19 protein-coding genes are annotated in these 23,423 nt (G+C 68.9%); 10 read left to right on the top strand and 9 right to left on the bottom strand.

All coding sequences use genetic code 11. From position 1 onward, the window contains the following. Positions 1-115 precede the first annotated feature (115 nt). Positions 116-1,090, bottom strand: coding sequence for an arsenic resistance protein (locus FOF52_RS06245; RefSeq protein ID WP_248592884.1), 975 nt, complete (start codon positions 1,088-1,090; stop codon positions 116-118). Positions 1,091-1,546: 456 nt separating this feature from the next. Between FOF52_RS06245 and FOF52_RS06240 the strand changes: the two genes are divergently transcribed. After that, positions 1,547-1,927, top strand: a complete 381-nt coding sequence (locus FOF52_RS06240) for an ArsR/SmtB family transcription factor (RefSeq protein ID WP_248592883.1) — start codon at positions 1,547-1,549, stop codon at positions 1,925-1,927. Then, complete coding sequence (locus FOF52_RS06235; protein ID WP_248592882.1) at positions 1,920-3,878, top strand: heavy metal translocating P-type ATPase; 1,959 nt, start codon at positions 1,920-1,922, stop codon at positions 3,876-3,878. The genes FOF52_RS06240 and FOF52_RS06235 overlap by 8 nt, the downstream gene beginning before the upstream one ends. Positions 3,879-3,982: 104 nt before the next feature. On the opposite strand, the gene FOF52_RS06230 is transcribed toward FOF52_RS06235, so the two are convergent. From FOF52_RS06230 to FOF52_RS06210, 5 genes are all read right to left on the bottom strand, one after another. Then, positions 3,983-4,354: a VOC family protein gene (locus FOF52_RS06230; protein WP_341849763.1), complete on the bottom strand. Its 372-nt coding sequence runs from the start codon at positions 4,352-4,354 to the stop codon at positions 3,983-3,985. 133 nt (positions 4,355-4,487) lie between these two features. Next, complete coding sequence (locus tag FOF52_RS06225; protein ID WP_248592881.1) at positions 4,488-5,030, bottom strand: DUF421 domain-containing protein; 543 nt, start codon at positions 5,028-5,030, stop codon at positions 4,488-4,490. Between the two features lie 267 nt (positions 5,031-5,297). Next, complete coding sequence (locus FOF52_RS06220; RefSeq protein WP_248592880.1) at positions 5,298-6,377, bottom strand: NAD(P)-binding domain-containing protein; 1,080 nt, start codon at positions 6,375-6,377, stop codon at positions 5,298-5,300. 186 nt (positions 6,378-6,563) lie between these two features. Then, positions 6,564-7,100, bottom strand: coding sequence for an NUDIX hydrolase family protein (locus tag FOF52_RS06215; RefSeq protein ID WP_248592879.1), 537 nt, complete (start codon positions 7,098-7,100; stop codon positions 6,564-6,566). 170 nt (positions 7,101-7,270) lie between these two features. Further along, the gene (locus FOF52_RS06210) at positions 7,271-7,747 is read right to left on the bottom strand and encodes a hypothetical protein (RefSeq protein WP_248592878.1); all 477 of its coding nucleotides are present in this window, start codon (positions 7,745-7,747) and stop codon (positions 7,271-7,273) included. Positions 7,748-8,060: 313 nt separating this feature from the next. Between FOF52_RS06210 and FOF52_RS06205 the strand changes: the two genes are divergently transcribed. The 5 genes from FOF52_RS06205 to FOF52_RS06185 all read left to right on the top strand — a co-directional run bounded on the left by FOF52_RS06205 (position 8,061) and on the right by FOF52_RS06185 (position 13,513). Continuing rightward, positions 8,061-8,648: a hypothetical protein gene (locus FOF52_RS06205; protein WP_248592877.1), complete on the top strand. Its 588-nt coding sequence runs from the start codon at positions 8,061-8,063 to the stop codon at positions 8,646-8,648. 899 nt (positions 8,649-9,547) lie between these two features. Next, complete coding sequence (locus FOF52_RS06200) at positions 9,548-10,084, top strand: hypothetical protein (RefSeq protein WP_248592876.1); 537 nt, start codon at positions 9,548-9,550, stop codon at positions 10,082-10,084. 597 nt (positions 10,085-10,681) lie between these two features. Further along, positions 10,682-10,873, top strand: a complete 192-nt coding sequence (locus FOF52_RS06195) for a hypothetical protein (RefSeq protein ID WP_248592875.1) — start codon at positions 10,682-10,684, stop codon at positions 10,871-10,873. 5 nt (positions 10,874-10,878) lie between these two features. Next, a complete protein-coding gene (locus FOF52_RS06190) occupies positions 10,879-11,709 on the top strand; it encodes a hypothetical protein (RefSeq protein WP_248592874.1) in 831 nt (276 codons plus the stop codon). A 706-nt stretch (positions 11,710-12,415) separates the two neighbouring features. Continuing rightward, positions 12,416-13,513 carry an endonuclease/exonuclease/phosphatase family protein gene (locus FOF52_RS06185; RefSeq protein ID WP_248592873.1) on the top strand — a complete coding sequence of 366 codons (1,098 nt, stop codon included), beginning with the start codon at positions 12,416-12,418 and terminating at the stop codon, positions 13,511-13,513. A gap of 417 nt (positions 13,514-13,930) precedes the next feature. Here the strand turns inward: FOF52_RS06185 and FOF52_RS06180 are convergent, their stop codons facing one another. Further along, positions 13,931-14,995, bottom strand: a complete 1,065-nt coding sequence (locus FOF52_RS06180; RefSeq protein WP_248592872.1) for a DUF418 domain-containing protein — start codon at positions 14,993-14,995, stop codon at positions 13,931-13,933. A gap of 119 nt (positions 14,996-15,114) precedes the next feature. Between FOF52_RS06180 and FOF52_RS06175 the strand changes: the two genes are divergently transcribed. Next, entirely contained in the window at positions 15,115-16,254 is a 1,140-nt protein-coding gene (locus FOF52_RS06175; protein WP_248592871.1) for a sensor histidine kinase, read from the top strand. Further along, a complete protein-coding gene (locus FOF52_RS06170; RefSeq protein ID WP_248592870.1) occupies positions 16,251-16,904 on the top strand; it encodes a response regulator in 654 nt (217 codons plus the stop codon). The genes FOF52_RS06175 and FOF52_RS06170 overlap by 4 nt, the downstream gene beginning before the upstream one ends. 414 nt (positions 16,905-17,318) lie before the next feature. Here the strand turns inward: FOF52_RS06170 and FOF52_RS06165 are convergent, their stop codons facing one another. Continuing rightward, on the bottom strand, positions 17,319-19,619 hold the full coding sequence (locus FOF52_RS06165; protein ID WP_248592869.1) for a tetratricopeptide repeat protein: 2,301 nt from the start codon (positions 19,617-19,619) through the stop codon (positions 17,319-17,321). 506 nt (positions 19,620-20,125) lie between these two features. Here FOF52_RS06165 and FOF52_RS06160 point away from each other — a divergent pair. Next, positions 20,126-20,809, top strand: coding sequence for a maleylpyruvate isomerase family mycothiol-dependent enzyme (locus FOF52_RS06160; RefSeq protein WP_248592868.1), 684 nt, complete (start codon positions 20,126-20,128; stop codon positions 20,807-20,809). A gap of 234 nt (positions 20,810-21,043) precedes the next feature. On the opposite strand, the gene FOF52_RS06155 is transcribed toward FOF52_RS06160, so the two are convergent. After that, positions 21,044-21,490 carry a hypothetical protein gene (locus FOF52_RS06155; RefSeq protein WP_248592867.1) on the bottom strand — a complete coding sequence of 149 codons (447 nt, stop codon included), beginning with the start codon at positions 21,488-21,490 and terminating at the stop codon, positions 21,044-21,046. Positions 21,491-23,423 lie beyond the last annotated feature (1,933 nt).

The raw sequence follows: 23,423 nt of genomic DNA, 5'->3' as shown, positions 1-23,423 counted from the left end.
GCCGCCCACCGGGATCGCCCCGATCTCGCTTGGGACGACGACGGCACGGTCTACCTCGCCTGCGCCGGGCCCAGCCCGACCGGTGCCGACGGCTCGGCGGGGCGCCCGCTGGGGGTCAGTGCGGGGCGGGTGTCTTTGCGCGGGGTGGGCGTACCCGTACCAGTTGGGCGATGAGGGCCAGTACCGGCAGTTCCAGGAGTGGTCCCATGACCAGGGCGACCGCGATGAGGGGGCGGTCGGGGAAGGCGGCGACCGCGACGGCCAGTGCGGTGGGTGAGTTGCGGGCCGTTGTGGTCATGGTCAGGGTCACTTTCTGGTCGGCGGGCAGGCGGAGCAGCCGGGACAGGCCCACCGCGGTCAGGGGCAGTGCGGTGAAGAAGATCGCCAGGGGTGGCAGGAGGGCCAGCAGGTCGGTGGCGTGGTCCACGACGGTGCGGGCCTGCCAGGCGAACATGGCGAGCACCGCCGCGTAGAGCAGGGGCAGTACCAGGTGGCCTGCGGGGTCGGTGATGTGGCGTCGGCGCCAGGCGGGTCCTCTGAAGCGGGCTGCGGCCCATCGCAGTGCCATCGCCGCAGTCAGGGGCAGGACGAGTACGAGGAGGACCGATTCGGTCAGTGTGGCGGCGTCGACCATGGCTGCTCGTCCGCCGAGCAGCAGCACGTAGGCGGGGAGCAGGGCCAGTTGCAGGGCGAGGTTGATGGGGAGCAGGGCGGCGGCGATGCCGGTGTGGCCGCGTGCCAGGGCGGTGAAGACCAGGTACCAGTCGGTGCACGGGGTCACCAGTAGCAGCAGCAGGCCGATGCGCAGGTCTGGTTCGGTGCCCAGGAGTCCGGTTCCCAGGGCCCAGGCCAGGGCGGGGGTGAGGAGGAAGTTGAGGGCCAGGCTGGTGGCGACCAGTGGTGCGGCGTGGCGTACCTGGCGCACGTGGGCGGCGTCCATCTGGACGAACACGGCGGTGAGCATGGCGATGAGGGCGGGTAGTACCGCGTGTCCGGCGGTTGGACCGATCGGCAGCAGCAGTCCGAGGGCCAGGCCGGTCAGGGCGGCCAGGGCCACGAACAGGCTCTGGAGGCGTTCGGCCAACGACATCGGTCAGGGCTTCCTGTGGGGAGGGCGGGGTCGGGTCGGTGTCATGTTTGTCCACGCTAGGACTTCGGGGTCGTGGGGGAGTGCCGGGGAGGGGGTGGGGTGGGGGGCCTGGGGTGTCTCGGTCATGGGGGTGGACGGGGAGGACGGTCTGTTGTCCGGTCGGCGTGTTCGGGGCGGGCGGGTGCGGTTTCGAGGTGGTGTGTGGCGGTGGGGTGAGGGGCGTGTGCGCTGTCCTGCCGGGTGGAGTTCGGTGGGGATCCCGGTTCGGTGGGGGCTTCTGTGAGGTGGTGCGTCAGGTGAGTGGGTCCTGTCCGGTTCGTTTCCGGCGGTCAGGACGCGTGGTGGCCGCAGCGGGTGGGGCTGTGGGGAGGGCGGGTCGTTCGACCGGTGGCTCCTGTCCTGCTCCGCCTCTGGGGCCCGTCTTCCGAGATTCCTGACCAGGAATATTATCGTCTCATGGCGATTGATTGTTGGGGTGAGGAGTCCCCCGCCGACACGGACCTGGGAGCGGCCCAGGCGCTGTTCCACAGTCTTTCCGACGGCACCCGGCTGGCCATCGTGCGCCGTCTGGCCGTGGGGGAGGCGCGGGTGGCTGATCTGGTGGCCCAGTTGGGGTTGGCCCAGTCCACGGTCTCCAAGCACGTGGCGTGCCTGCGCGACTGCGGTCTGGTCGAGGGCCGTCCCGAGGGGCGGCAGGTGTTCTACTCCCTGGCCCGTCCCGAACTGCTGGACCTGCTGGCTTCGGCCGAGGTTCTGCTCGCCGCGACCGGCAACGCGGTCGCGCTGTGCCCCAACTACGGGACGGACAGCGCGACGATGGAGGCGTGCGGTGAGTGACGCCTGCGGATGCGGCGAGTCGCGCGGCGGCGAGGAGCGGGAGCCGGAGAGGCTGTGGCAGGTCGGTGAACTCCGTTTCGCCGCTGTTGCCGGTGTGCTGCTGGCTGTGGGCTACGGCAGCGGTTGGGTGGGTGTGCCCGAGGCTGTGGCGTTGGTGTTCAAGGCCGCGGCCTTGGTGGTGGGGGCGTGGACGTTCGTTCCTGCCACGCTGCGCCGTCTGGTCCGGGGCAGGATCGGTGTGGGCACGCTGATGACCATCGCCGCTGTTGGCGCCGTGCTGCTGGGCGAGGTCGGCGAGGCCGCGATGCTGGCGTTCCTGTACTCCATCAGCGAGGGGTTGGAGGAGTACTCGGTCGCGCGTACCCGGCGTGGTCTGCGCGCGTTGCTGGATCTGGTGCCTGCCCAGGCCACTGTGGTTCGCGGTGGTGTCGAGTGCACTGTTGCCCCCGAGCAGTTGCGGGTGGGGGAGGTGATGGTGGTCAGGCCGGGGGAGCGGGTGGCCACCGACGGGACCGTCGTCACCGGCCGGAGTGCTTTGGATGTGTCGGCCATCACCGGTGAGTCGGTGCCGGTGGAGGCCGGTCCTGGGGACGAGGTGTTCGCCGGGGCCATCAACGGTACCGGGGTGTTGGAGGTCGCTGTCACCGCGGCTGCGTCCGACAACTCGTTGGCTCGCATCGTGTCTGTCGTGGAGGCCGAGCAGGCCCGTAAGGGGGCCGGGCAGCGGTTGGCTGATCGTGTGGCTCGGCCGCTGGTTCCCGGGGTGATGGTTGTGGCGGCGCTGATCGCCGGGGTGGGTTCGCTTCTGGGGGATCCGGCGACGTGGGTGGAGCGGGCCTTGGTGGTGCTGGTGGCGGCTTCGCCGTGTGCGTTGGCGATTTCGGTGCCGGTCACTGTGGTGGCTGCGGTCGGTGCTGCTTCCAGGCATGGTGTCCTGGTCAAGGGTGGGGCTGCGTTGGAGGCTTTGGGGCGGGTGTCGATTGTTGCGTTGGACAAGACCGGCACTTTGACGTCCAACTGTCCGAGGGTCGTCGAGGTGGCTGTTGTGGCTCCTGCGACCCGCGAGCGGGTGTTGGCGGTCGCGGCCTCGTTGGAGGAGCGCAGTGAACATCCGCTGGCTCGCGCCATCCTGGATGCTGCCCCGGCGCCGCAGCGGGCTGAGCAGGTGGAGGCTGTTCCCGGGGCGGGGCTCATCGGGTGTTTGGGCGGCCGTACTGTCCGTCTGGGGCGGCCGGGTTGGATTGAGGCCGGGCCCCTGGCCGATCGGGTGGCGCGGATGCAGCGGGCCGGGGCCACCGCTGTGCTGGTCGAGGATGACGCCGTCGTGATCGGTGCCGTCGCCGTGCGTGATGAGTTGCGTCCCGAAGCCGCCGAGGTGGTCTCGGCGTTGCGGGGGGCGGGCTGTCGGGTGGTGATGCTCACCGGGGACAACCGGGTGACCGCTGAGGTCTTGGCTGCGCAGGCGGGTGTCGAACCTGCTGATGTGCATGCCGGCCTGCGGCCTGAGGACAAGTCCCGTCTCGTGGGCGAGTTGCGTGCGCACGGTGCGGTGGCGATGGTCGGTGACGGCGTCAACGACGCTCCTGCGCTGGCCACCGCTGATGCGGGGATCGCGGTGGGGGCGATGGGCGCGGACGTGGCCATCGAGACCGCTGATGTCGCGTTGATGGGGGAGGACCTGCGTCATCTGCCTCGCGTGCTGGCGCACGCTCGCCGTGCCCGGGTGGTGATGTGGCAGAGTGTGGGGCTGTCGTTGGCGATCATCGCGGTTCTGCTGCCGCTGGCCTTGGCTGGTGTGCTGGGGTTGGCGACGGTCGTGTTGGTGCACGAGGTGGCCGAGGTTCTGGTCATCGCCAACGGTATTCGTGCGGGGCGCACCCGTGCGTTGGTCCTGGAGTCCGGTGGTCCTGCTGTCTCGTCGCGTGAGCGGGTCGGGGCGGCGAGGATGTGATCGGCTGGCAGGTTGGGGGTGGCGGGCCTGTGGGCGGGGCCGCCACTTCAGCGGTGCGGGTCGGGGGAGTGCTGGGGGATTCGGTGCCTGGCAGGGGGTCTGGCTCAGCTCGGGGTGAGGACGCAGAATTCGTTGCCTTCGATGTCGGCCAGTACCGTCCACGGCACGTCGCCTTGGCCGATGTCGACGGGCACGGCGCCGAGGGCTTGGAGGTGTTCGAGTAGTTCTGCTTGGTGGGCTGGGGAGGTGGTGGCGAGGTCGATGTGGATGCGGTTCTTCACCGTCTTGGGTTCGGGGACGGCGACGATGTCGATGCAGAGCGCGGCGGGGTCCGGATAGGTGAAGTCGTGGGGTTCCAGGTTGACCACGCCGGGGGCCTCGCTGGACATGTTCCAGCCGAGTGCTTCTGCCCAGAACTGGCCGAGCGTGGTCTCGTCGCGGGCGCTCATGTGGATTTGGACGGGTCGGGTCGCCATGTCGGCGATCCTATGTTCGGGCAGATCGGAAAATCCATCCGTTTTCTTCGGGTGTGGTGTGACGGGGTGGCGGCCGGGGGCTTCTTCTTGGGTGGTGTCCGGTCCACGGTGGTTTCTTTTTCTGGGGTCGAGGTCATTCGGCGGTGTCGTCTGTTGGTTTGCTCTTGTGGCTGACCACGCTGATCATTCCGTTGGGTTCGATGTAGGCGCGTTCGACGAGCGCGATGTCCTCGATGCCGTGCAGGCGTAGTTGTGCCTGGATCTCCTCGCGGGTCATCAGTTCCCGCCGCATCACCCGTTTGTTGAGTTTTCCCTGTTCGATCAGGGGTTTGGGGCGGGCTTTCACCAGGTGGGCCAGTGCGGGGAAGCGGTAGGCGACGGCGTCGACCACCACGCTCCAGAAGAGGACCGTGACCACGAGCACCATGCTGTCGGTGATGGAGGAGACCTGGCCTTGGAGTCCGGGGGAGGCGGCGTCCGCGACGATGACGACGATCAGCACGTCGGTGATGCCGATGCTGCCGGATTCGCGCTGGCCGACCAGGCGCATCAGTGTCAGAAGGCCGAGGAAGGTGAGGGTGCCCCGGATGATGCTCTCGCCCAGCGGAGCGGAGATGGCGAAGATCTGCCAGTCGACCATGTTTGTCCCCTCGGTGGAGCGGTGTTCAACGGACATGGTGGCGTGGGTGCGGGGCGGTGGCGGGGATCTTTCGGCCTGGGCGGGTCATCCGGTTGTGTCGGTCTTGCCTGCTGTGAGGGGGTGGTGTTGGGGGGATCTGGGACCTGAACTTAGGTTGAGGTCCTGACTTCAACCTAAGTTCAGGTTTGAATCGGCGGTCTTCGCTTGGACCGCGAGGAGCTCGACCATGCTCGATGTTCCTCCCCGGCGGGAACAGCGGGTTCGGCCGCGGCCGGGGGTGGCGCAGCGGAGGCCCGGGCGGGGTCAGGGGCGGCCGGCGGCCAGGATCCGGGCGGCGGTGGCGGCGGCACGGTGGGCGCTGATCATGCTGGCGGAGGGGCCGTAGCCGACGAGGTGGACGCGCGGGTCGAGGGCGGCCCGGGTGCCGGCCAGGGCGATGCCGCCCAGCGGGGAGCGCAGACGCAGGGGCGCCAGGTGGGTCAGGACGGGGCGGAAGCCGGTGGCCCACACGATGGTGTCGACGGGTTCGGTGGTGCCGTCGTTCCAGGCCACACCGTGGGGGGTGATGCGGTCGAACATGGGGCGGGCGTTGAGGACGCCGCGTTCCCGGGCGGCGGCGACCTCGGGGGTCTCGACGAGTTTGGTGTAGCTGACCACGCTGCGCAGGGGGCGGCCGGTGGCGGCGTGGGCGGCCACGGCGTCGGTGACGGCGACGAGGTCGGCTTCGGTGAGCGGGGCGGTGCGGAACTCGGGTGGGCGGCGGGAGACCCACAGGGTGTCGGCGACGGTGGAGATCTCGGCGAGGATCTGCAGGGCGGAGTGGCCTGCGCCGACCACGACGACGCGGTGTCCGGTGAACTCCTCGGGGGCGTAGTAGTGGGCGGCGTGCAGTTGGCGGCCGCGGAAGTCGGCGGCTCCGGTGACGGCGGGGATGAAGGGGCGGTCCCAGGTTCCGGTGGCGTTGATGACCGCTCGGGCCCGCCAGGTCTCCTGGTCGGTGGTGATGAGGAGTGGTGTGGCGCGGGTGAGGGTGGGGTCGGGGCCGTCGTTGGCGACCCGGCGCACGGTGACGGGCCGGTGCACGGGCAACTGGAAGTGCTGTTCGTAGCGGGCGAAGTAGGCGGCGACCTCCGGGCCGCTGGGCGGGCCGTCGAAGGGGCGTGTCCAGGGCAGGCCGGGCAGGCGGGTGTAGTGGGGCGGGGAGATGAGGCGGACCGAGCGCCACACGTGCTGCCAGGCTCCGCCGGGGGCGGGGGAGCGGTCGAGGATGACGAAGTCGTGTTCGGGGCGGTAGCCGCGTTTGCGGAGGAAGTAGCCGGAGGCCAGTCCTGCCTGCCCGCCGCCGATGACGGCCACGTCCACCTCACGCACGGTCTGGCCCATGCCTCACCTCTGCCTTTCGGGTGCGGGGTCCTCCTTCAAGGGGCAAGCCCGGTGGGGGGTCCGGTATTCCCCGGCCTGCGGCAGGTTGGGGCTGGGGGCGGAACCGATCGCTCTGCTGGTCGTGTCCTGAGCGTGGCCCGGTTGTCGCCGGTCCGCCTGTTCTGGTGCTCGGACCGGCGGACCGGGTCAGTGCAGGCGGCCGACGTGGGCGAGGGCCTGGCGCAGCAGGACGTCCTGGCCGCCGCTCATCTCCTGCAGCACCTCGGGGCTGGCGGCTTCCTCGGGGGTGAACCAGACCAGGTCCAGGGCGTCCTGGCGGGGCTGGCAGTCGCCGGTGACCGGTACCACGTAGGCGAGTGAGACGGCGTGCTGGCGCGGGTCGTGGTAGGGGGTGACGCCGGGGGTGGGGAAGTACTCGGCGACGGTGAACGGCTGCGGTGAGGTGGGGATGCGTGGCAGCGCCACCGGGCCGAGGTCTTTTTCGAGGTGGCGCAGCAGCGCGTCGCGGATGCGTTCGTGGTAGAGGACCCGTCCGGAGACCAGGGCCCGGTTGATGGTGCCGTCGGGGCCGACGCGTAGCAGCAGGCCGACGCTGGTGACCTCGCCGCGGTCGTCGGTGCGGACCGGGACGGCGTTGATGTAGAGGATCGGCATGCGGTCGCGCACCGACTCCAGTTCCTCGCGGGAGAACCAGACCGGTGTGGTGTCCGTGGTATCGGTCATGTCTTCGTTCCTACCGCATCCGATGGCCGGGTGTGCGGCGGCAGGAGGAGGTTGGTGGAGAACAAGAGGAATTCGGAAGTTTCCCGGCCAACGTCGACGGGACTTGTGCGGGGTTTGGTGCGAGCCGTCACGGCCCCGCACCGAACCCCGCACAAGTGGTGGTGCGGTGGTCAGTGGGGGTCGGTGTGCTGCCAGGGCAGGGGTGGGCGGCGTTTGTCCGATCCGCGTCCGCGGCCCGGGCGGCTGTTCCACATCAGCAGCAGGTCGCGCACGTGGTAGCGGGCGCCGGGATACCACTGGCGTTGGCCCTCGATGGTGGGCGGCAGCGTGTCGGGCCGGTGGTTCTTGATCTGGGTGACGTTGCTGGAGTTGACGCCGATGAGTGCGGCGAAACCGCTCAGGGTCACTCGTTTGACCAGGTCCTCATCGGGCAGTTCCACCGGGTCGGGGCGTCGGGGCCTGAACCTCTCCAGTTCGGCCGGGTCGTACAGGTTGTTGCCCGAGCCGCCGCCCTTTCCGACGTCCCCCTTCCGCCGCACCTTCGGCTCGGGAAAACCGGGATAGTGCCGGGGCATGATGTTGAGCACGTAGTTGTAGCTGTACCCACACTGCTCCGCCCACTCCTGAAGCGTGACCAGACCTTCCACACGTTTTTCGGGGTTCTCGGTCAAAAGGGGGCCTCGTCTTTCTGGGATGTTTCGGGGAAGGAACCTCCACCATTGTTCTGCAGAGCAGACGGTCGGTGGCCGGGCCGGGAGCCCGGACCGGCACGGTGGCCGAAATCGGCCATTCCTGTTCGGTTGAGATGAGATCGGGCAGCCGCCGCGCTCCCCGTCCCGGTTGGGACGGCTTCACCGCGTCCTGGTCCTCGGGGGCTTCGAGCTCGCGATCCTCTCTTGACGCGGGGAGCCGCTGCTTCGACGATGGGTCGGCTCCCACACCGTTTTGGAAGGCAGACCCGTGATGCGCGTGGTGGCCAGAGTCGTCCTTGTTCTGCTTGCCGTGGTCGGTGGCGTGGTGCCGCCTGTCCCCGCCTTCTTCTTCGGCGGCACGGTCACGTTCCATACGCTGAGGCTTTCCGGCGCTGGTTGCACCCGTTGGCCCGGAACCGATCCGCCCGAGTACAGCTGCGACCCCATGGGCTATGTGGTTCCCGTTCTGCTCGGCGGTTTCCTTGCCGGCCTGGTCGTGCTTGTCGTCTACGTCCTGCTGCTGCGGAGGGTCCGCGGTCGACCTCTTGTGGAAGCCGTGGTCAAAGTGCTGTTCGGCATGTTCCTCACACTGGTGGGGGTGGCGCTGTTCGCTGCGGCTTTCTTTCTGGGGGGTGTTGTGGGACTCGCCGTCGTCCACAACTTCGACATCGTCTGCGTGAACTCCTGGGCGGGGCCGGTACCGCCGGAGAACGCCTGTCGAAACACCGACTATGTCGTCCCTGTGGTGTTCGGTGGACTTCTGGCCGGTGCTGTCACCGCCGTCGCCTACGCCCTGGGAGTTCGGTGGCTTTCGCGGAAGAAGCGCACGACGGTCGAAGCAGCGGAGCATCGTTGAGCGTTGGGCCTCGACGAGGTCCGCCTGCTGAAGCCGATCAGCGACGCCGATGTCGCGCCAGCCGAGCCAGGGCCGCAAGGGCGTGGCAGGCGGAGACGGCGCCGAGCAGGAGCAGGGCGACTTGCGCGACAGTGCTCCGTGCAATCGGACGACAAGGGCTTCCGGGACAGTGAATACGCCGGAAACAGCGGTGAAGACGGCGATGACAACGGCTGGTCGCGCAGCTCTACTGCCGGCCCTGGCCGGGGGTGCCGGATCCGGGAAGACCACGGTGGCGTGTGCGCTGGCCGCCCGTCTCGGGGCGGGGGTGGTGCACCTGGACGGCTGCCACCACACCACGGCCTGCACCCCGTCGACGACCAGGTCGAGCGACTCTGCGAACCACTGGGCCACTCCCGCCTGCCGCAGACCGGCCCCGCCTGACCGGGCACAGCGGGATCAGTCGGCTGCCCCGGCCGTGGCCACCGTGGGGCGTGTTTCCGTAGCGGCTGAACGGGGTGGAGCGGCGGCACGACCCCTGGAATTAAGGGGCTTTCCGTAAAGGAAATTCGGGGGTGCCCGAAAACGGTTTTCCTGACGATCTCCAAGGAGAATACCCGGAATCGTCGGGGACAACTCGCGGGAACCGGTTTCACGAAGCGGGTCTCGGTTTCACAAAAATGAACGGGTGGGAAGTTTTGTGAAACCGAGGGGGAGAACGTGGCGAAAACAGCTCTGTCGTCTGCTGTGGCCTGCTGTTTCACAGAATGGTGGGGCTGTGGGGGTGTCGGAAAGACAGGCATGGTATGTCGCTTTCGTGGGGTAGGTTCTCTGCCTACCGGAACGGCGGGGCTCTGCTGGGGAGGGACCGCCCCGACGCGCCGGAAGTTCTTTGACAGCCACTTTTTCGGGGACGCCTCATGATGGTTTCACCTGTCGATCCGGTTCGTCCGGCCGAGTGCCGGGCCGCAGCAGAGGGGGGCGGCGAACTGCTGCGGCCGCCCGACCCGCCCCACCCCTTGAGTACCGGGTGCGGGCAGTACCGGATCGCTCCGGGGGCCCGGCCTCGGCGGGTCCGCCGGGACGCCCGGGGCGATCTCGTGGGCGAGGTGCTGGTGGTGCCTGTTGGGCGGGGCGTGCCCGCTGCGGCGGGGACCGGCGGGGACCGGGAGGGGCGGCGCCCCGATCCGCAGGAGGCGGCCACGCCCGCGGAGTTCGTGGCGGTGATGCGGCGCTACCGCGCCTGGGTGGGCTCACCCTCGTATGCGCAGATGCAGTTCTACTGCGGCGGGGTGTGCTCGGCCGCCGGTTTCCGCGCCGCGCTCACCGACTGCCGGCTGCCGTGCCTGCCGCTGCTGAGCGCCTTCATCACCGCCTGCGGCGGTGGTGAGGCCGAGTACCGGCGCTGGGTGGCCGCCTGGCAGCGCCTCAACGGCCCCTCCTTCCTCACCGGATGACCCGCGCGTCCCGCAGGCACAGGGAGGGAGTCGTGGACGAGGCAGCCGTCGCCCCGAAGGCACGGGTCGGGGCGGGGAGCAGGTGCTCCCCGCCCGCGGACGGCCGCTCGACCCCGCTACGGTCGCGCGGCCCACACGGTGTGGTTGTTCGGTTCGCCCGGTCCAGGGGATATTCCGAAAGAACCCGTTTCAGTCCGTTTTATGCCAGAAAGCGGACAAAATGGGTCTCACCACTCGTCTGTTAGTAAAACACAGTTGCGTGTGCGCGGTTGTGAGACGGCGTCATGTGACAAAAGATGTCACACCCGCCCACGCGATCCCGCTGTCCACCCCACCCGCAGGAACCGGTGGGCACAACAGCAGGCCGAAGCCCTTGACGCGTCTTTGAGGCGGGGCGTTTTGTCGCGCAGGTTCACTATTCGCCTTTTGGGTGGGTTTGACCTGGCATAGTTTCTGTTCACGCGGTTGGTGCAGGGGCCGCTACTCCCGTGCCGGCCGCATGTTCCACCCGGTCCCTCCGGCTTCGCCCAGCCCGTCCAGGCCGGGCGGGCCGGCCTTTCGCACACTCCGAAAAACCACGAGAAAGGAGCAGCGCCGATGCTGCCGACCCTTCACCTCCGCCCTCCGGTACAGGGCCTCCGGGGCCCGCACGTGATCATCGTCGTGGTGGTCATCGTCTTCGTGGGTTTTGCGCTGCGCTCCGGCTACGACGCGGCCGCGGCCGTGGCGCTGGCCGTCGCCGCCGGATACGCAGGCGTTGAGGTCGCGCGCCGCTTCTGCATCGGTTGACCGCCATGGCCGACCACGCCCACGACCGCTCCGGAGAGCTGCGCGCCGTCTTGGACGCGATGTACTCGCTGGCCGAGTACTCGGCCGAGGACCGGCTGCGTGCCCTGCTGTTCGGCCTGCGCGCCGGCATCGCAGCCAGCACAACCCAGCTGTGGCAGGCGGCCCGGGAACTGGGAGCCCCCGCAACGGTGGCCCAGGCCTTCGTCGACAGCGACATCCCCGGCCTGCACGCCGCGCTCGTCCAAGCCGGACACGGCTGGCCCATGCTGGCCTCCCTGCTGGCCTACGGCCTGGACGCCGACGTGGAGGTGCTCGCCGCCGCCCAGCTCGAGTACGAAGAGATCGCCCTGGACTCCTCCCAGCGCAACCTGCTGCCCATCACCCCTGTCGCCCTGAGTCGGCGCGGCTACCGCCTGGCGGATGCGGCGACCGTGGCCGATCCGTCCCGCCACACCGATCCCCGTCACATCAGCACCGAGGAGGAACTGCTGCAGGCGCTGCGGTGCCTACGCGCCAGTGCGGGCAACCCGACCTGGCGGGACATGGGTAAACGCAGCGCGGTCATCCCTGCCGGCGCGGACCGCAGCAAACACCAGAGCCGCTCCTACAACACCCTGCGCATGCTGGTCACCGACCCCAAGCCCAGCCGAGTCAAGCTCGAGGTCGTCCTGGCCTTCGTCCGCGGCTGCGGTGTCACCGACCCCGCCGTCCTGCAGGCCTGGGAAGACGCCTACCGGCGTATCGCCGTGGCCCGCCAGGCCGCCGCCGCGCCCCAGCCCCGCTTCCGCCTACGCCTGCACGACCACCCCACCGGCCCCCAGGCCAGCCACTCCTGACCGCCCGCACCGACAACCGGTCCCGGGGCCTGCGAAGAAGCCGGACACGCAGGCACGCGAACCCGTCGGCCGGGACAAAGACCGGTCCGGTCGTTCCCAGTGCTCCAGCGCTGGGAATCTTCGTCGATTGAGAACCAGGGCTTTCGAACCGGAAAGCACGGTCCGACCAGGGCGATCCCCGTGCGGCAGAGCACCGCACGGGGATCGCCCTGTGCCCGTGTGTCCGGATACGGCGTCTCCACTCGGTGAGGCCCCCACCATGGTCGGCGGCCGCATCGGCGTCGACCACCTGGGCCGTGGAGGCCCTTCCCCCTGCGCGCGGTTGCGGCTTCGGCAGCGAAACGAGACGCGCCCGCCCTTCCCCGGACGCACTGACCAGATCGCTGCCCCGGGACCACGGGTATGTTTCCCCACCGGCAGACCGCGGCGGCCCCCGGAACGGGTTGCCCACAGATGCGGTTTTTCGCGGGTTGTGGGGACAATGGCCTGCCGACGCGAAAGAAACGGGGAAGCAGGCGGTGGCGGTGTTCGGCGAACAGTGAGTTCTTGACGGGTGCGGGCCGCGCCGTGGACCGGGTGGTGGCCCACGACGAGCCCTCGCCGGACAGCGGGCCACGGCCGGATTTCGCGGTCCGGATGGACGGGGCGATCGATCGCCGTTGCCCGCGCAGGTGTGCCGACCCCCTCAGGCCCTGAGGATGCAGCAGTGACCGACAGTGAGCGAGGACAGACGATGGCGCAGGCGGAGACCGGACAGGGCGATGCCGGTCGCCGGGATGGCGGAGCCGGGACCTGGCGCTCGGGCATCCGCCGGGCGATCCGCGTCGGCTCCCGGCTGGGCCCCTGGAAGCGCGGCCTGGTGCTCGCGGCGCTGGCGCTACTGCTCGGCCTGCTCATGCTGTGGCACGCGCAGATTCCGAACCAGATCCTGAATCTCGGCAGCCTGGTGGAGACGTTCCTGCCGTGGTTCGGCCTGTTCATCCCGGTGTCGCTGATCGGGGCGCTGTGGCGCCGCTCCGCCTCCGCGGTGGTCGCGCTGCTGCTGCCGGTCACGGTGTGGCTGCACCTTTTCGGCGGACTGCTCGGCGACAAGTCCCACGCGGACCACGAGCTCAGGGTGGCCAGCCACAACGTCGGCGCTGACAACCCCGATCCGGTCGGCACCGCCCGCGACCTGGCGGCCTACGGTGCGGACGTGCTGGCACTGCAGGAGCTGACCGAACAGACCAGGGGCACGTACGAGAGGGAACTGGCGAAGGCGTACCCGTACCACACAGTGCGGGGCACGGTCGGGGTGTGGAGCAAGCTGCCGCTGTCGGACACCCAGCCGATCGACATCCAGATGGACTACGGGCCGCTGGCGGAGACCATCCCGGTCGACGTCAAGACGGGCTACACCCGGGCGCTGCGCACCACGGTGGCCACGGACCACGGGCCGCTGGCGGTGTATGTGGCCCACCTGGGGTCCGTACGGGTGAATCCCAGGGCGGGCTTTTGGACGGACTCGCGGGACAGAGGCGCGCAGGCGCTCGGCGAGGCCGTCGCCGCCGAGCAGAATGAGCGAGTGGTGCTGCTCGGTGACCTGAACGGCAGCATGGACGACCGTGCGTTCGCCGGCCTCACCTCGCAGTTGCGCTCGGTCCAGGTCGTGGCCGGGGACGGCTTCGGTTTCAGCTGGCCGGCGGGGTTCCCGGTGGTGCGGATCGACCAGATCCTGGTCAGGGGCGTGGAGCCGGAGGGCTCGTGGGTGCTGCCGGCCACCAGCAGCGACCACCTACCGGTGGCGGCCGGAATCAGCTGGTGAACACCGCGTCAAGACTCCGATTCCGTCCAGCGTCTCCTGGTCTCTCGCGGGAGGCGCCGGGGCTGAGCGTCACCAGAGGGGGTCGAGCAACAAAGCCCACGGGCGCGGGATGGGGATCAGCCCCAACCTGTGCTGGATGGACCGCGGCAGGACAAGGTTCACTTCCTGCGTCATGGATTCCCCTATCAGACCGATCGGCATCAGATGCGAATGGGTTACCGAAGGGATCCCAGACCAGGAGAGGAACCAGTTTTTTCACCACCCGTACCCGCGTGGGGAGGACTCACCACGACCCGTCGCCTGGGGTGTTCGTCGTTGGTCGGCGGGGATTTTCCGCGAGTTCGTCCCCCGGGGGGTCGTCGAAGAAATCGATCACGGGACCATGTCCGTCGACGACGGTGGTGACCGGGGCCGGGCTCATGCGCCGTCCCGGAGGGGTGTGGACTCCCCTGCTGGGTTCGCGGTTGCCGGTGCCGGTCGTGCGCGGTGTTTCGGTCGGCGGCCCCAGGTGGCCCAGCGCCACAGCCGCTCCACCGGCCCCTGACGGTGGCGGCGCAGCCACAGGGTGGACCACGCCCACTGGAGGGTGAGGACGGCTCCCGCGGTTGTCAGCGTCTCGGTCAGGGAGTCGAACCCCAGGCCGAGAAGACGGCCCGCCGCCAGGACGAGGACCGTGGCGGTCAGGTAGTTGGTCAGCGCCATGCGGCCCAGGGGTTCGAAGGCGACTCGCAGCACCGGTCGCAGCGGTGTGGTGAGCAGGAGGAGTACCGCACACACGTACAACCCCGCCAGCAGCAGTCCGGCCACCCCCATGGCGGGCCCGAGGGCCGGAGTGTTCCGGGTGGCCGCGTCGATCTGCCACCACAGTGCCGCAGCCGCGCCCGCCGCGAAGACCAGGCCCAGCAGCGCGAGGGCCCGGACGGGCCCCTCCTCCAGGTACTCCACCACTCCGTAGCGGACCAGCGCGGCCCCCAGCAGGAAGAGCCCGGCCACCAGCAGGGGACCGCCTCCCCCGCTGCTGATGGCCAAGGTGAGGCACCCGGCCGAGAGCACGGCCACGGCCCACCGTGGCAGCCACATCGACGGGAGGAGGACCACCAAGCCGACCAGGGCGTAGGCGGTCAGGATCTCGCCCCGCCACAGCAGCAGGTGCAGCAGGCCGATGGCGAACAGAGCCAGGAGGCGGCGCAGCAGGATGAGCCACGGCTTCGGTGACCTTTGCGCGGCCGCATCGGCCAGCAGCGCGAACCCCGTGCCGAAGAGCAGGGCGAAGATCGGCAGGAAACGCTGGGACGTGGCCAACCCGAACCAGAACAGCGGGTCGCCTACGGCGGTTGCCGCGCCGGGGACGGGGGGTGGGCCGGTGGCGGCGATGATCGGGACGTTGACGGGCAGGATGCCGCACAGGGCGAAACCGCGCAGGACATCGAGCGCGACGATACGTGTCCGCGTGGCCGCCACAGCGGGTGCGTCGTGGGTCATGGCCCCCATCCTGGGCACCGGTGGTGCGGTCGTCATCGGCTCTAAGGGGGGCTCACGCCGTCCGGGATCGTCCTTTCGGCCGGTTCGGCGGGCGGAAGGCGTCTTCTACTCTGGAGCGTGTGAGGAGTGGGAGGCGGCCGCGCCGGTGGCGTGCCCGGGCCGTGGACGCCGTGCTGGCTGCGGTCGTGTTCGGAGCGCTGGCGGTGCAGTCCGTGGCCGTTGCGGTGAGCTGGGGTGGCGGCTACTGGTGGTTCGACGCGGTGGTGGGGGCCGTGGTGGGCGTCCTGGCCCTGTTGCGTCGACGCCACCGGCTCCTGGCGGCGGTCGGCGGGCTGTCCGTCGCGGCTGTTTCGGTGCTGATCGCCTGGCTGGCCGGCTTTCCCGCCGAGCCCGGCCTGGCCATGGCCGTGGCGTTGGCGGTCCTCACCGCCTCCGCTGTCCGAGCGCTTCCTGTTCGGAGCGCAGGCGCGGTGGCGGCCGCGGGGTTGGCGGTGGTCGTCGGCAGTGCGCTGGCCAATCTGGAGTCGTCCTCTGCCGTGGGCGCGGTCAACGCGGTCACGTGGCTGGGTGGTCTCGCTGGGGGGCTGGTGTTGCGGTTGCTGGAGGTCCGCCGTCGGCGGACCGTCGCGCGGATCCGGCGCGACGAGCGGTTGGCGCTGGCGCGGGAGCTGCACGACGTTGTGGCCCATCACATCACCGGCATCGTCCTGGAGGCCCAGGCCGGACAGCTTGATGCCCGCACACAGTCCGGGGGTGAACGGGTCCGGGCTTCCTTCGCCGGCATCGAGTCCGTCGCCTGCGAGGCGCTGGCCGCGATGCGGCGCGTCGTCGGGCTGCTGCGCGACACCGACGGAGCGGCCCCCACCACCGTTGCGGGGCTGGAGGAGCTCGTCGGGCTCGTCGAGCGTTTCGCGAAGCGGGGCGGCCCCTCCGTGGACCTGCGGCTGGCTGAGACGGGGCAGGGGTGGCCGCCCGAGGTGGCCACCACCGTCCATCGGGTCGTCCAGGAGGCTTTGACCAACGTCGCGCGTCACGCCGCGCACGCCTCCTCCGTGACGGTCAGCCTCACCCGGGACGGGGACGTGGTCGTCGTGGAGGTCGCTGACGATGCTGCGCACACCCGCCACCGCCGCGGCGGCTACGGCCTGGTGGGGATGCGTGAACGTGTTGAGGCCCTCGGTGGTTCGCTGAGTGTCGGACCGTGCCCGGGGGCCGGCTGGCGTGTGCGTGCCTTGCTGCCCTTGGGGGAACGCCGATGACCATCCGGGTGCTGGTGGCCGATGACCAGGCCATGGTCCGTGGTGGTCTGCGTCGGATCCTGGAGGACCAGCCCGACATCACCGTGGTCGCGGAGGCCGGTGACGGTGCCGAGGCGGTGGAGTTGGCGCGGCGGGGGCGACCGGACGTGTGCCTGGTGGACATACGCATGCCGCGCCTGGACGGTTTGGAGGTCACTCGTGCCCTGGCGGGCCCTGGGGTGGCCGACCCGCTGCGGGTGGTCGTGGTGACCACGTTCGACCTGGACGAGTACGTCTACGGGGCGCTCAGAGGCGGGGCCGTGGGTTTCGTCCTCAAGGACGCGGGGCCCCAGCTGCTCGTGGAGGCCGTGCGTTCCGCGCATGCGGGGGACGCCCTGATTTCGCCGTCGGTCACCCTGCGGCTCCTGCGCCACCTCACCGCTGCGGGCACGTCGGCCAGGGCACGGCCCAATCCGCTGTCGGCCCGTGAGACCGAGGTCGTCCGCGCCGTCGCCCGCGGCCTGACCAACCAGGAGGTCGCTGACCAGTTGTTCATCTCCCTGAGCACGGTCAAGAGCCACCTGTCCTCTATCCAGTCCCGTCTTGGACTGCGCAACCGGGTCGAGGTCGCGGCCTGGGCGTGGGAGAATCGGCTGATGGACGGCGAGTAGGCCTGAAGAGGCGCCGTGGTCCTCGTTGTTCTTCGGGAATCTTCCGTCCTGGATCTGGTGCTCCGGTGCCGCTTCCGGCGTGCCTGGTTCGCCCTCTTGGGGCCTCTTGGAGTTGAGCGGTCAGGTTCTGCGTATCCGCTGTGCGTTGAGCGTCGCCGTGGGTCTTGAGCGGGACTGCAGCCTCAGGGGGAGTGCCCTATCGGTTTCCTGCTGTCGCCGGTGTCGGAGAGGACACGACCGGTCCTGGGCCACGTCTGCGTCTTCGCCGTGGGCGTTGCCCGTTGGTTGGTGCGGGGGCACGGGTGTGGGCCGTCGGTGGCCTCCCCCAACCGGCGCATCCCCTGCGGCCAGGCCATGCCGACTGATCCACCAAGCGACAGAGCCCGCATTGGGGGTGAAGACGCTGCAGTGTCCTCACCCCCAGCCGCTGCCACCCCCGTCTCCGCCAGTCGCGCTCGCCCCCCAGTCTCCGCCAGTCGAGCTCGCCCCCCAGCCTCCGCCAGTCGAGCTCGCCCTCCGGCCTCCGCCAGTCGTGCCTGTCCCTCCGTGGTGCACCGGTCTGTGTCTTTGCTCGCGGATCTCGCGGGCGCGGGCGAAGGCGCGGTCAGCCTCCTTGACCCGGCCCGCCCGTTTCAGTACTCGGCCGAGGTTGTCCCGCGCCGCCTCTTCACTGATGAAATAGCGCTCCCGCTGGTAGAGGTCGGCGGAACGGCGATAAGCGTCAGCGGCTTCGCTGAGCTGGTCCATCCGCTCCAGTGCCCGGCCGAGGTCGCTCCACGCCGCCGCTTCACTGATGAAATAGCGCTCCCGCTGGTAGAGGTCGGCGGAACGGCGGTAAGCATCGGCGGCTTCATCGAACCGATCCATCCGCTCCAGTACCTGGCCGAGGTCGCTCCACGCCGCCGCTTCACCGGTGATGTTTCCCCTCTGATGGAAGAATTCACGGGTGCGGCGGTGAGCGTCAGCGGCTTCGTCGAGCCGACCCACCCGCTCCAGTACCCGGCCGAGGTCGCTCCGCGCCGCCGCTTCACCGGAGGCATCGCCCGCCTGCTGGTAGAGGTCGGCAGCGCGGCGGTAAGTGTCGGCAGCTTCATCGAACTGGTCCATCCGCTCCAGCGCCCGGCCGAGGTGGTACCGCGCCGCCGCTTCGCTGTCCTGATCACCGGAGTCTCGGGCGACGTTCTGGGCAGAGCGGCAGACCTGCTCCCAGTCCTCGAACCGGCATTCGCGCTCCAGAGGGTTGACCAGGGCCAAAGACAGGTGGATGGCTGCGCGGGTGTGGCCGAGGGCAGGGGCGGCCAGGGCTGCGGTCGTCAAAGTGTCCAGTTCCCTGTCCAGCCACACCAACGCCGCTCCCAGGCTGGTGAACCGCTTACCGGAGATTTCCTGGCGGGTGTCGGCGGCGCGGGCGGTGTCTGTGTAGTGGTCCAACAGCCGGGTCAGGGCTTGGCTGTGGTTGTGGAGCGGGTGGGTGGTGGCGTAGTCGGCGAGCACGTCATGGGCGTTCCAGCGTCCTGGGGCGGGTTGGGTGAGTAGGCGCACGGCCGCCAACCTCTCCAGCACCTGTTCGACTTCGTCTTCGGCGAGCCCGGTCATCACCGCGGCCGTGGTGGTGGATGTGGTCGGACCGGGGGCGGAGGCCACCAGCAGAAACACCCGCACCTCGGTCTCGTCCAGAAGGGTCAGGAAGGGGTCGAAGAACTCCCGTAGCACCTGTGCCTGATCAGTGTCCTGGTCGGGGTTTTTGAGCCGGTTCACCCGCGAGGCCGCCTGTTCCAGGCGTTCAGCCAACCTCTTCAGGGTCAGGTGGGGGTTGTGGGTCAGGTGGGCGGCGGCGATCTCCAACGCCAGGGGAAGGTAGCCGCACAGTTCGACCAAGTGTCTCAGCCCTGCCTTGTCGTGGGCGCGGGCGTCGTTGGCGGGCAGAGCAGAGACCAGAACCCTCCGGGCCGCTCTGGGGCTGAGGACGTTCAGGTCCAGATGCCGAATTCCGGTCAGGGGCAGGCCGCTGCGGCTGGTGACCATCAGTCGGTGCCCGCCCGACCTGGGCAGCAGGGGGTGTACCTGGGCGGTGCTGTTGGCGTTGTCGGCGACCACCAGCACCGGACGGTGCTTGCTGTCGTTGCGGGCGAGGTCGTCCAGCTTCTTCTGGTAGAGGGCGGAGCGCTTCGACAGGCCATGGGGAATGTCTTCAGGCTTCACATCCATCTGGCGCAGCAGCACCTTCAGTGCCGCCTCTGCCGACAACGGCTCTGCTCCGGGTGCGGGATTGCGCAGGTCCACGAACAGCGCCGCACAGAACCACTGTTTGCGGTGGGCAACCGCGCCTGCGGTCAAGGCCAGGGCGGTCTTGCCCGTCCCACCCATCGCTGAGATCACCACCCCCGAGGCTGCTCTCTTTCCTGCTGTGCTTCGGGGTGTTTTGGTGGGGGCGAGTCGGGCCAGCAGTGCCTTCAACTCCCGCTTGCGTCCCACCAGTTCCTTGGGAGGCCTGGGCAGGGCAAATTTGGCGCCGATGTTTTGTGGGTAGTCTGTGAAGCGGTCCCTTCTCCCACCACCAGGGTCGGAGATCTTCTGCCAAACGAGGCCGACCAGCCGCAAGGCCACGATCGAAGCGGTCATGGCCGCAAGGACGACCAGTTGGTCCAGATCGTTGGCTTCCTGCTTCCATGTGGGCGCGAGAAAGGACAGCGTCCAGGCTCTGGACAGTATCACCGCATCCACCTCCAAGGCCCCGCGCGGGCCTTTGTGTGTCCCATGCAGGGATTGTTCCCGTCGACAGCCGATCCGGACAGGCTTCCGCCGAAAACGGCCATTTCTGAAACCGGACAGGGGAAGGCGGTCGTGGGAGACGCCGAACGCCCGGAACCACGGCGAGATACGGAGGAGGGGTTTCGGTGGTCCTTCAATGCCGAGCGCTACGGCCTGTTTCGAGCCTCCGTTTCGGCTGTCCGGGCCGCGATGAGGAAGGGCCCCGTGAAGCCGAACGTCATCGGTTCGGTTCGCACCTTTGTGGTGGTGCTGCTCGTGGTTGCTGCTGCCGGGCGGTGTACCGGCAGGTAAGGGACGCGTCCAAGAGTTCCGGTATCCGGGAGCCGTGCCTCGGCCTCCTGTTCGCCGGGTGGGAGAGCACGGGGGCCGCAACGGGGGACTTCCGAGAGGGACAGGTCGCCGGGTCGACGGCTTCGGCCGGGCTGACCCGTGACGGTAGCGTCACCGGTATGCGTCAGGACCGTGTGCTCGAAGTGTTTCGTCGAGAATGCGAGGCGCTCACCGATGCTGTGTCAGGGCTGTCCGAAGCCGAGTGGAGCCTTCCGACACGCTGCACGCCCTGGACCGTGCGCGACCTCCTCGGGCACGTGTGCGTCGTGATCGACTGGCTTCCGGGCATGCTGGAGGCGCCGGCCCCCGAGGGAGCGGGGGTTTCCGCTGCGGACTACTACCGGCCGGACGACCGCTTTTCTCCTCGGACCAACAGTGCCCGGATCGCTCTGGCGCAAAGCCGGGCAGCGGAATCGGCTGACGGTTCCGCCCTTGTCGGGGATTTCACCGCGACCTGGCGGCAGGTCCACCGAATGTGCCGGGAGCAGCCGGTCGGCCGCACCGTCCGGACGCGTCACGGGGATGCCATGCTCCTGTCGGAGTTCCTGCTCACCCGAGTCGTCGAGGTCGCTGTCCACGGTCTCGACCTGGCTGACGCGCTCGGACGCGAATCCTGGCTCACCCCGTCAGCCGGTGACGCAGTGCTGGAGTTGCTTCTCGGCGCGGAGCAGAGGGCGGCCGCCGACCTGTTGGGGTGGGACCGGCCGCGTTTCCTGCGCAAAGCCACGGGCCGCGAGCCGTTGGACGGACCAGAGGCCGCGCGGATCGAACAGCTCGGCATCCGATGGCTCGCCCTGGGCTGACCCTGCGCTCCGCTGTGACACGATCATCCCTTGACAGTCCCCGGAATGATCGCAGCCGTCGATTCTCGTCCCCCACCCCCACAAACCTGCGAGGTGGGGCAGGGCAGGCCATTGCCCCTTTCGGACTTACTTGGTTCACCACCCCCTGGTTCGCCTTCTCCCTGAACCACACCGGCCCGCACCCCCGAACAAGGGGGTGCGGGCCGGTGTCATGTCCGCCTCACTCGACGGGGCCTACCACCACCCAGTTCGGCTACTGGTCTCCGAACACGACATCTGCGAGGAGGAGAGAATGCACGCCCGGAAGGCGCGGGCGCTACTGGCGGAGGTGGAAGCCCCCCAAGTCCACACGGCGCTGCTACCGGTGAGGTATGCCGTGGCGCCTTCGTCCATGATGCGGTCGCCGTTGGTGTCCGCCTCGAAAACCAAGGTGTAGCCCGCCGGTGCGTTCAAAGCTCGTCCCCAGCCGTACTGGACTCCGTTGTAGGTGCCGTAGCGGATCTGGACGGTTCCGCGCGGTGTGTCCACGGACAGGGCGGTTCTTGCATTGCTGATGCTCAGGACCTTGTCTTGGTTGATCCAGAGGACGTCGGAGGCCAAGGCCGGAGTAGCGACTGTCACGCTACCGACCATCGCGATCGCTGCTGCCGCTGCTGCTGCCACCTTCTTGAGGAGGTTCATTGCGCTCCTTTAGGGCTGCACTCCTTTAGGACTGCAACCGATTCTTCGGACAGAACGACGACACTCTGCCAGGTGTCTCAGCCGCGTTTCCCTTCTGGTTGGGGTGTGGACGGGATATGGGAGAAAGCGGCAACAAGTCGTTGTTCCCGCAGTTCAGAAAGCATGCAGAGAACCCAGACGGCCTGGTGGTTTAGTGTAATTTGCCCTGATATGACCTGTTTCTGGTCGCTGGTGTTGCAGTTATCACTGCGGTTGGACCGCACCCAGGAACCACCAGAGGGCTCCTGCTGCCGATCCATCCCGCACTCCGCTCGCACCCCACCAGCGAAAGCGCACCCCCTTCGGGCTCGGTGCGGGACCCGAGCGGGGGCGAACCAAATACGCCGGAAAGCGGCAATGGGCTGGTCAGCGGGTAGGTGGAGGGAATGGGTGAGTGCGCCGGGACGGACAAGGACGCCGCCGGTCGGGGGTGAACACGGACGCGGAGCCGTCCCACCTTTCACTGCGACTGGTCGGCGCCGACTGCTGGGAAACGAACGTTGTCCGGACAGGTGCCCGGAACGGCCCTGGCGGGCGCCGACCCGCGCCCGCCAGGGCCGACGCCCCCGACAAAGTGGTCGCGGCCGACCTCATCACCGAAGCCGACATCCCCGGCAGCACGGTTGCTTCCTGGGTAAACCGCCTGGACTCCGGTCAGCGCCTGGACGGACTGGCGCTACGCCCCCACTACAGCCCCTCTCAGGGGGCCATCCACAACCGCTTCGCCTCCAGAGGGGCGGAACGCCCCAGGCCGCCGCCGATGATCGGGACGAGACGATCGGGGTGGCGTTCCTTGGCACTCTCGGCAGCGCGCTCTTGCCGGCCCCGGGTTGTCCTCCAAGAAGCACCGGCACCGGATCGTCCGGGTGGCGGAGTAGCGTCCGAAGACGAAGTCACGGACACCGGGTTCGGGCTGTTCCGGGCCGTTCGAAGAGGCGGTCGAGTTGTTCGCGGCTGAGGGCGTACTCCTCAGGCGCCGTCAACGTTCCAGTTCTTCCAGTTCGCTGGCCCAGCGGCGGGTGTGCTCGCGGATGGCCTCACGGTCGTTGTGATCGACGCTGTGGCGCTCGTCGCGCAGGTCAAGGATCTTGGTGCCCTAGTGCTCTTCTTCCTCGGGGGTCTTGGCGGCCCTGGCCGACTCGACGTAGCGGGCGGTGAGCGCGGTCGCGGTGTCGCAGAGGACGTCGATGTCGTCGGTGCTCAACGAAACCTCCGAAGAGGTCGCATTCTGGTCGGCTGAACGGCGTTGACCAACCGTTACCGGTGCTTCTCGTCTCGGGGGTCAAGGGAGGGACGGAGAATGGTTTCAACGATCAGCCGATCACCCGCCAAGCACCCCAATCGCGGGCACCTCCGCCCATGTGGTGGCCGTCCAGGTCCTCTTCAGGTCGATGCTCTCGAAGGCGTATTGTGCGTCGGGGACGTGGACCATCTGCCGATGGTGTCGTAGCAGCGCGCTTTCCAGGACGGTGCGGTTGCCGTGGAGGACCGGGGGAGTGGTGTGTGCTGATCGGCGTCGGCGCGGGTGGCTCCTTTGCGGTGGCTGCCGCCCCGACTTCGGCGCAGCCTATCTCCTGATGTTGTTTTCAGTTCTGACCCCGCGGGTGCGCAAAAGCGATGCCGACCTGATTGAAGTGCTGTTTGCGGTGGCGTGGCCGGAATCGGCCACCGCCTCCCGTGACCTGAACATCAACGGCAAGGCTTTGGTTGGTGCTGTCCCGTGGACGAGGAAGAGAGCGGACCGGATGTGGACGCGATCATCACCGAAGAGGCTGCGGCCGGGCAGGAGACGGGAAGACACGTGCAGAAGCGGGGAAGCTGAAGAACGATCCGGCCCCGAGCTTCCAGAAAGGGGCGGGTACGCCCTGCGGCTGTGTGGCAGACCGTTGCTCCG

Source organism: Thermobifida alba, assembly GCF_023208015.1.
GTDB classification, from domain to species: Bacteria; Actinomycetota; Actinomycetes; order Streptosporangiales; family Streptosporangiaceae; genus Thermobifida; species Thermobifida alba.
The sequence above is the reverse complement of the archived record's forward strand: the minus strand, read 5'-3'. Positions and strand labels throughout refer to the sequence as shown.

Excerpts from the sequence above, each read along its gene's own strand:
- FOF52_RS06245 (WP_248592884.1), bottom strand. The coding sequence starts at position 1,090 with ATGTCGTTGGCCGAACGCCTCCAGAGCCTGTTCGTGGCCCTGGCCGCC.
- FOF52_RS06240 (WP_248592883.1), top strand. The coding sequence starts at position 1,547 with ATGGCGATTGATTGTTGGGGTGAGGAGTCCCCCGCCGACACGGACCTG.
- FOF52_RS06230 (WP_341849763.1), bottom strand. The coding sequence starts at position 4,354 with ATGGCGACCCGACCCGTCCAAATCCACATGAGCGCCCGCGACGAGACC.
- FOF52_RS06225 (WP_248592881.1), bottom strand. The coding sequence starts at position 5,030 with ATGTCCGTTGAACACCGCTCCACCGAGGGGACAAACATGGTCGACTGG.
- FOF52_RS06220 (WP_248592880.1), bottom strand. The coding sequence starts at position 6,377 with ATGGGCCAGACCGTGCGTGAGGTGGACGTGGCCGTCATCGGCGGCGGG.
- FOF52_RS06215 (WP_248592879.1), bottom strand. The coding sequence starts at position 7,100 with ATGACCGATACCACGGACACCACACCGGTCTGGTTCTCCCGCGAGGAA.
- FOF52_RS06200 (WP_248592876.1), top strand. The coding sequence starts at position 9,548 with ATGATGGTTTCACCTGTCGATCCGGTTCGTCCGGCCGAGTGCCGGGCC.
- FOF52_RS06195 (WP_248592875.1), top strand. The coding sequence starts at position 10,682 with ATGCTGCCGACCCTTCACCTCCGCCCTCCGGTACAGGGCCTCCGGGGC.
- FOF52_RS06190 (WP_248592874.1), top strand. The coding sequence starts at position 10,879 with ATGGCCGACCACGCCCACGACCGCTCCGGAGAGCTGCGCGCCGTCTTG.
- FOF52_RS06180 (WP_248592872.1), bottom strand. The coding sequence starts at position 14,995 with ATGACCCACGACGCACCCGCTGTGGCGGCCACGCGGACACGTATCGTC.
- FOF52_RS06170 (WP_248592870.1), top strand. The coding sequence starts at position 16,251 with ATGACCATCCGGGTGCTGGTGGCCGATGACCAGGCCATGGTCCGTGGT.
- FOF52_RS06160 (WP_248592868.1), top strand. The coding sequence starts at position 20,126 with ATGCGTCAGGACCGTGTGCTCGAAGTGTTTCGTCGAGAATGCGAGGCG.
- FOF52_RS06155 (WP_248592867.1), bottom strand. The coding sequence starts at position 21,490 with ATGAACCTCCTCAAGAAGGTGGCAGCAGCAGCGGCAGCAGCGATCGCG.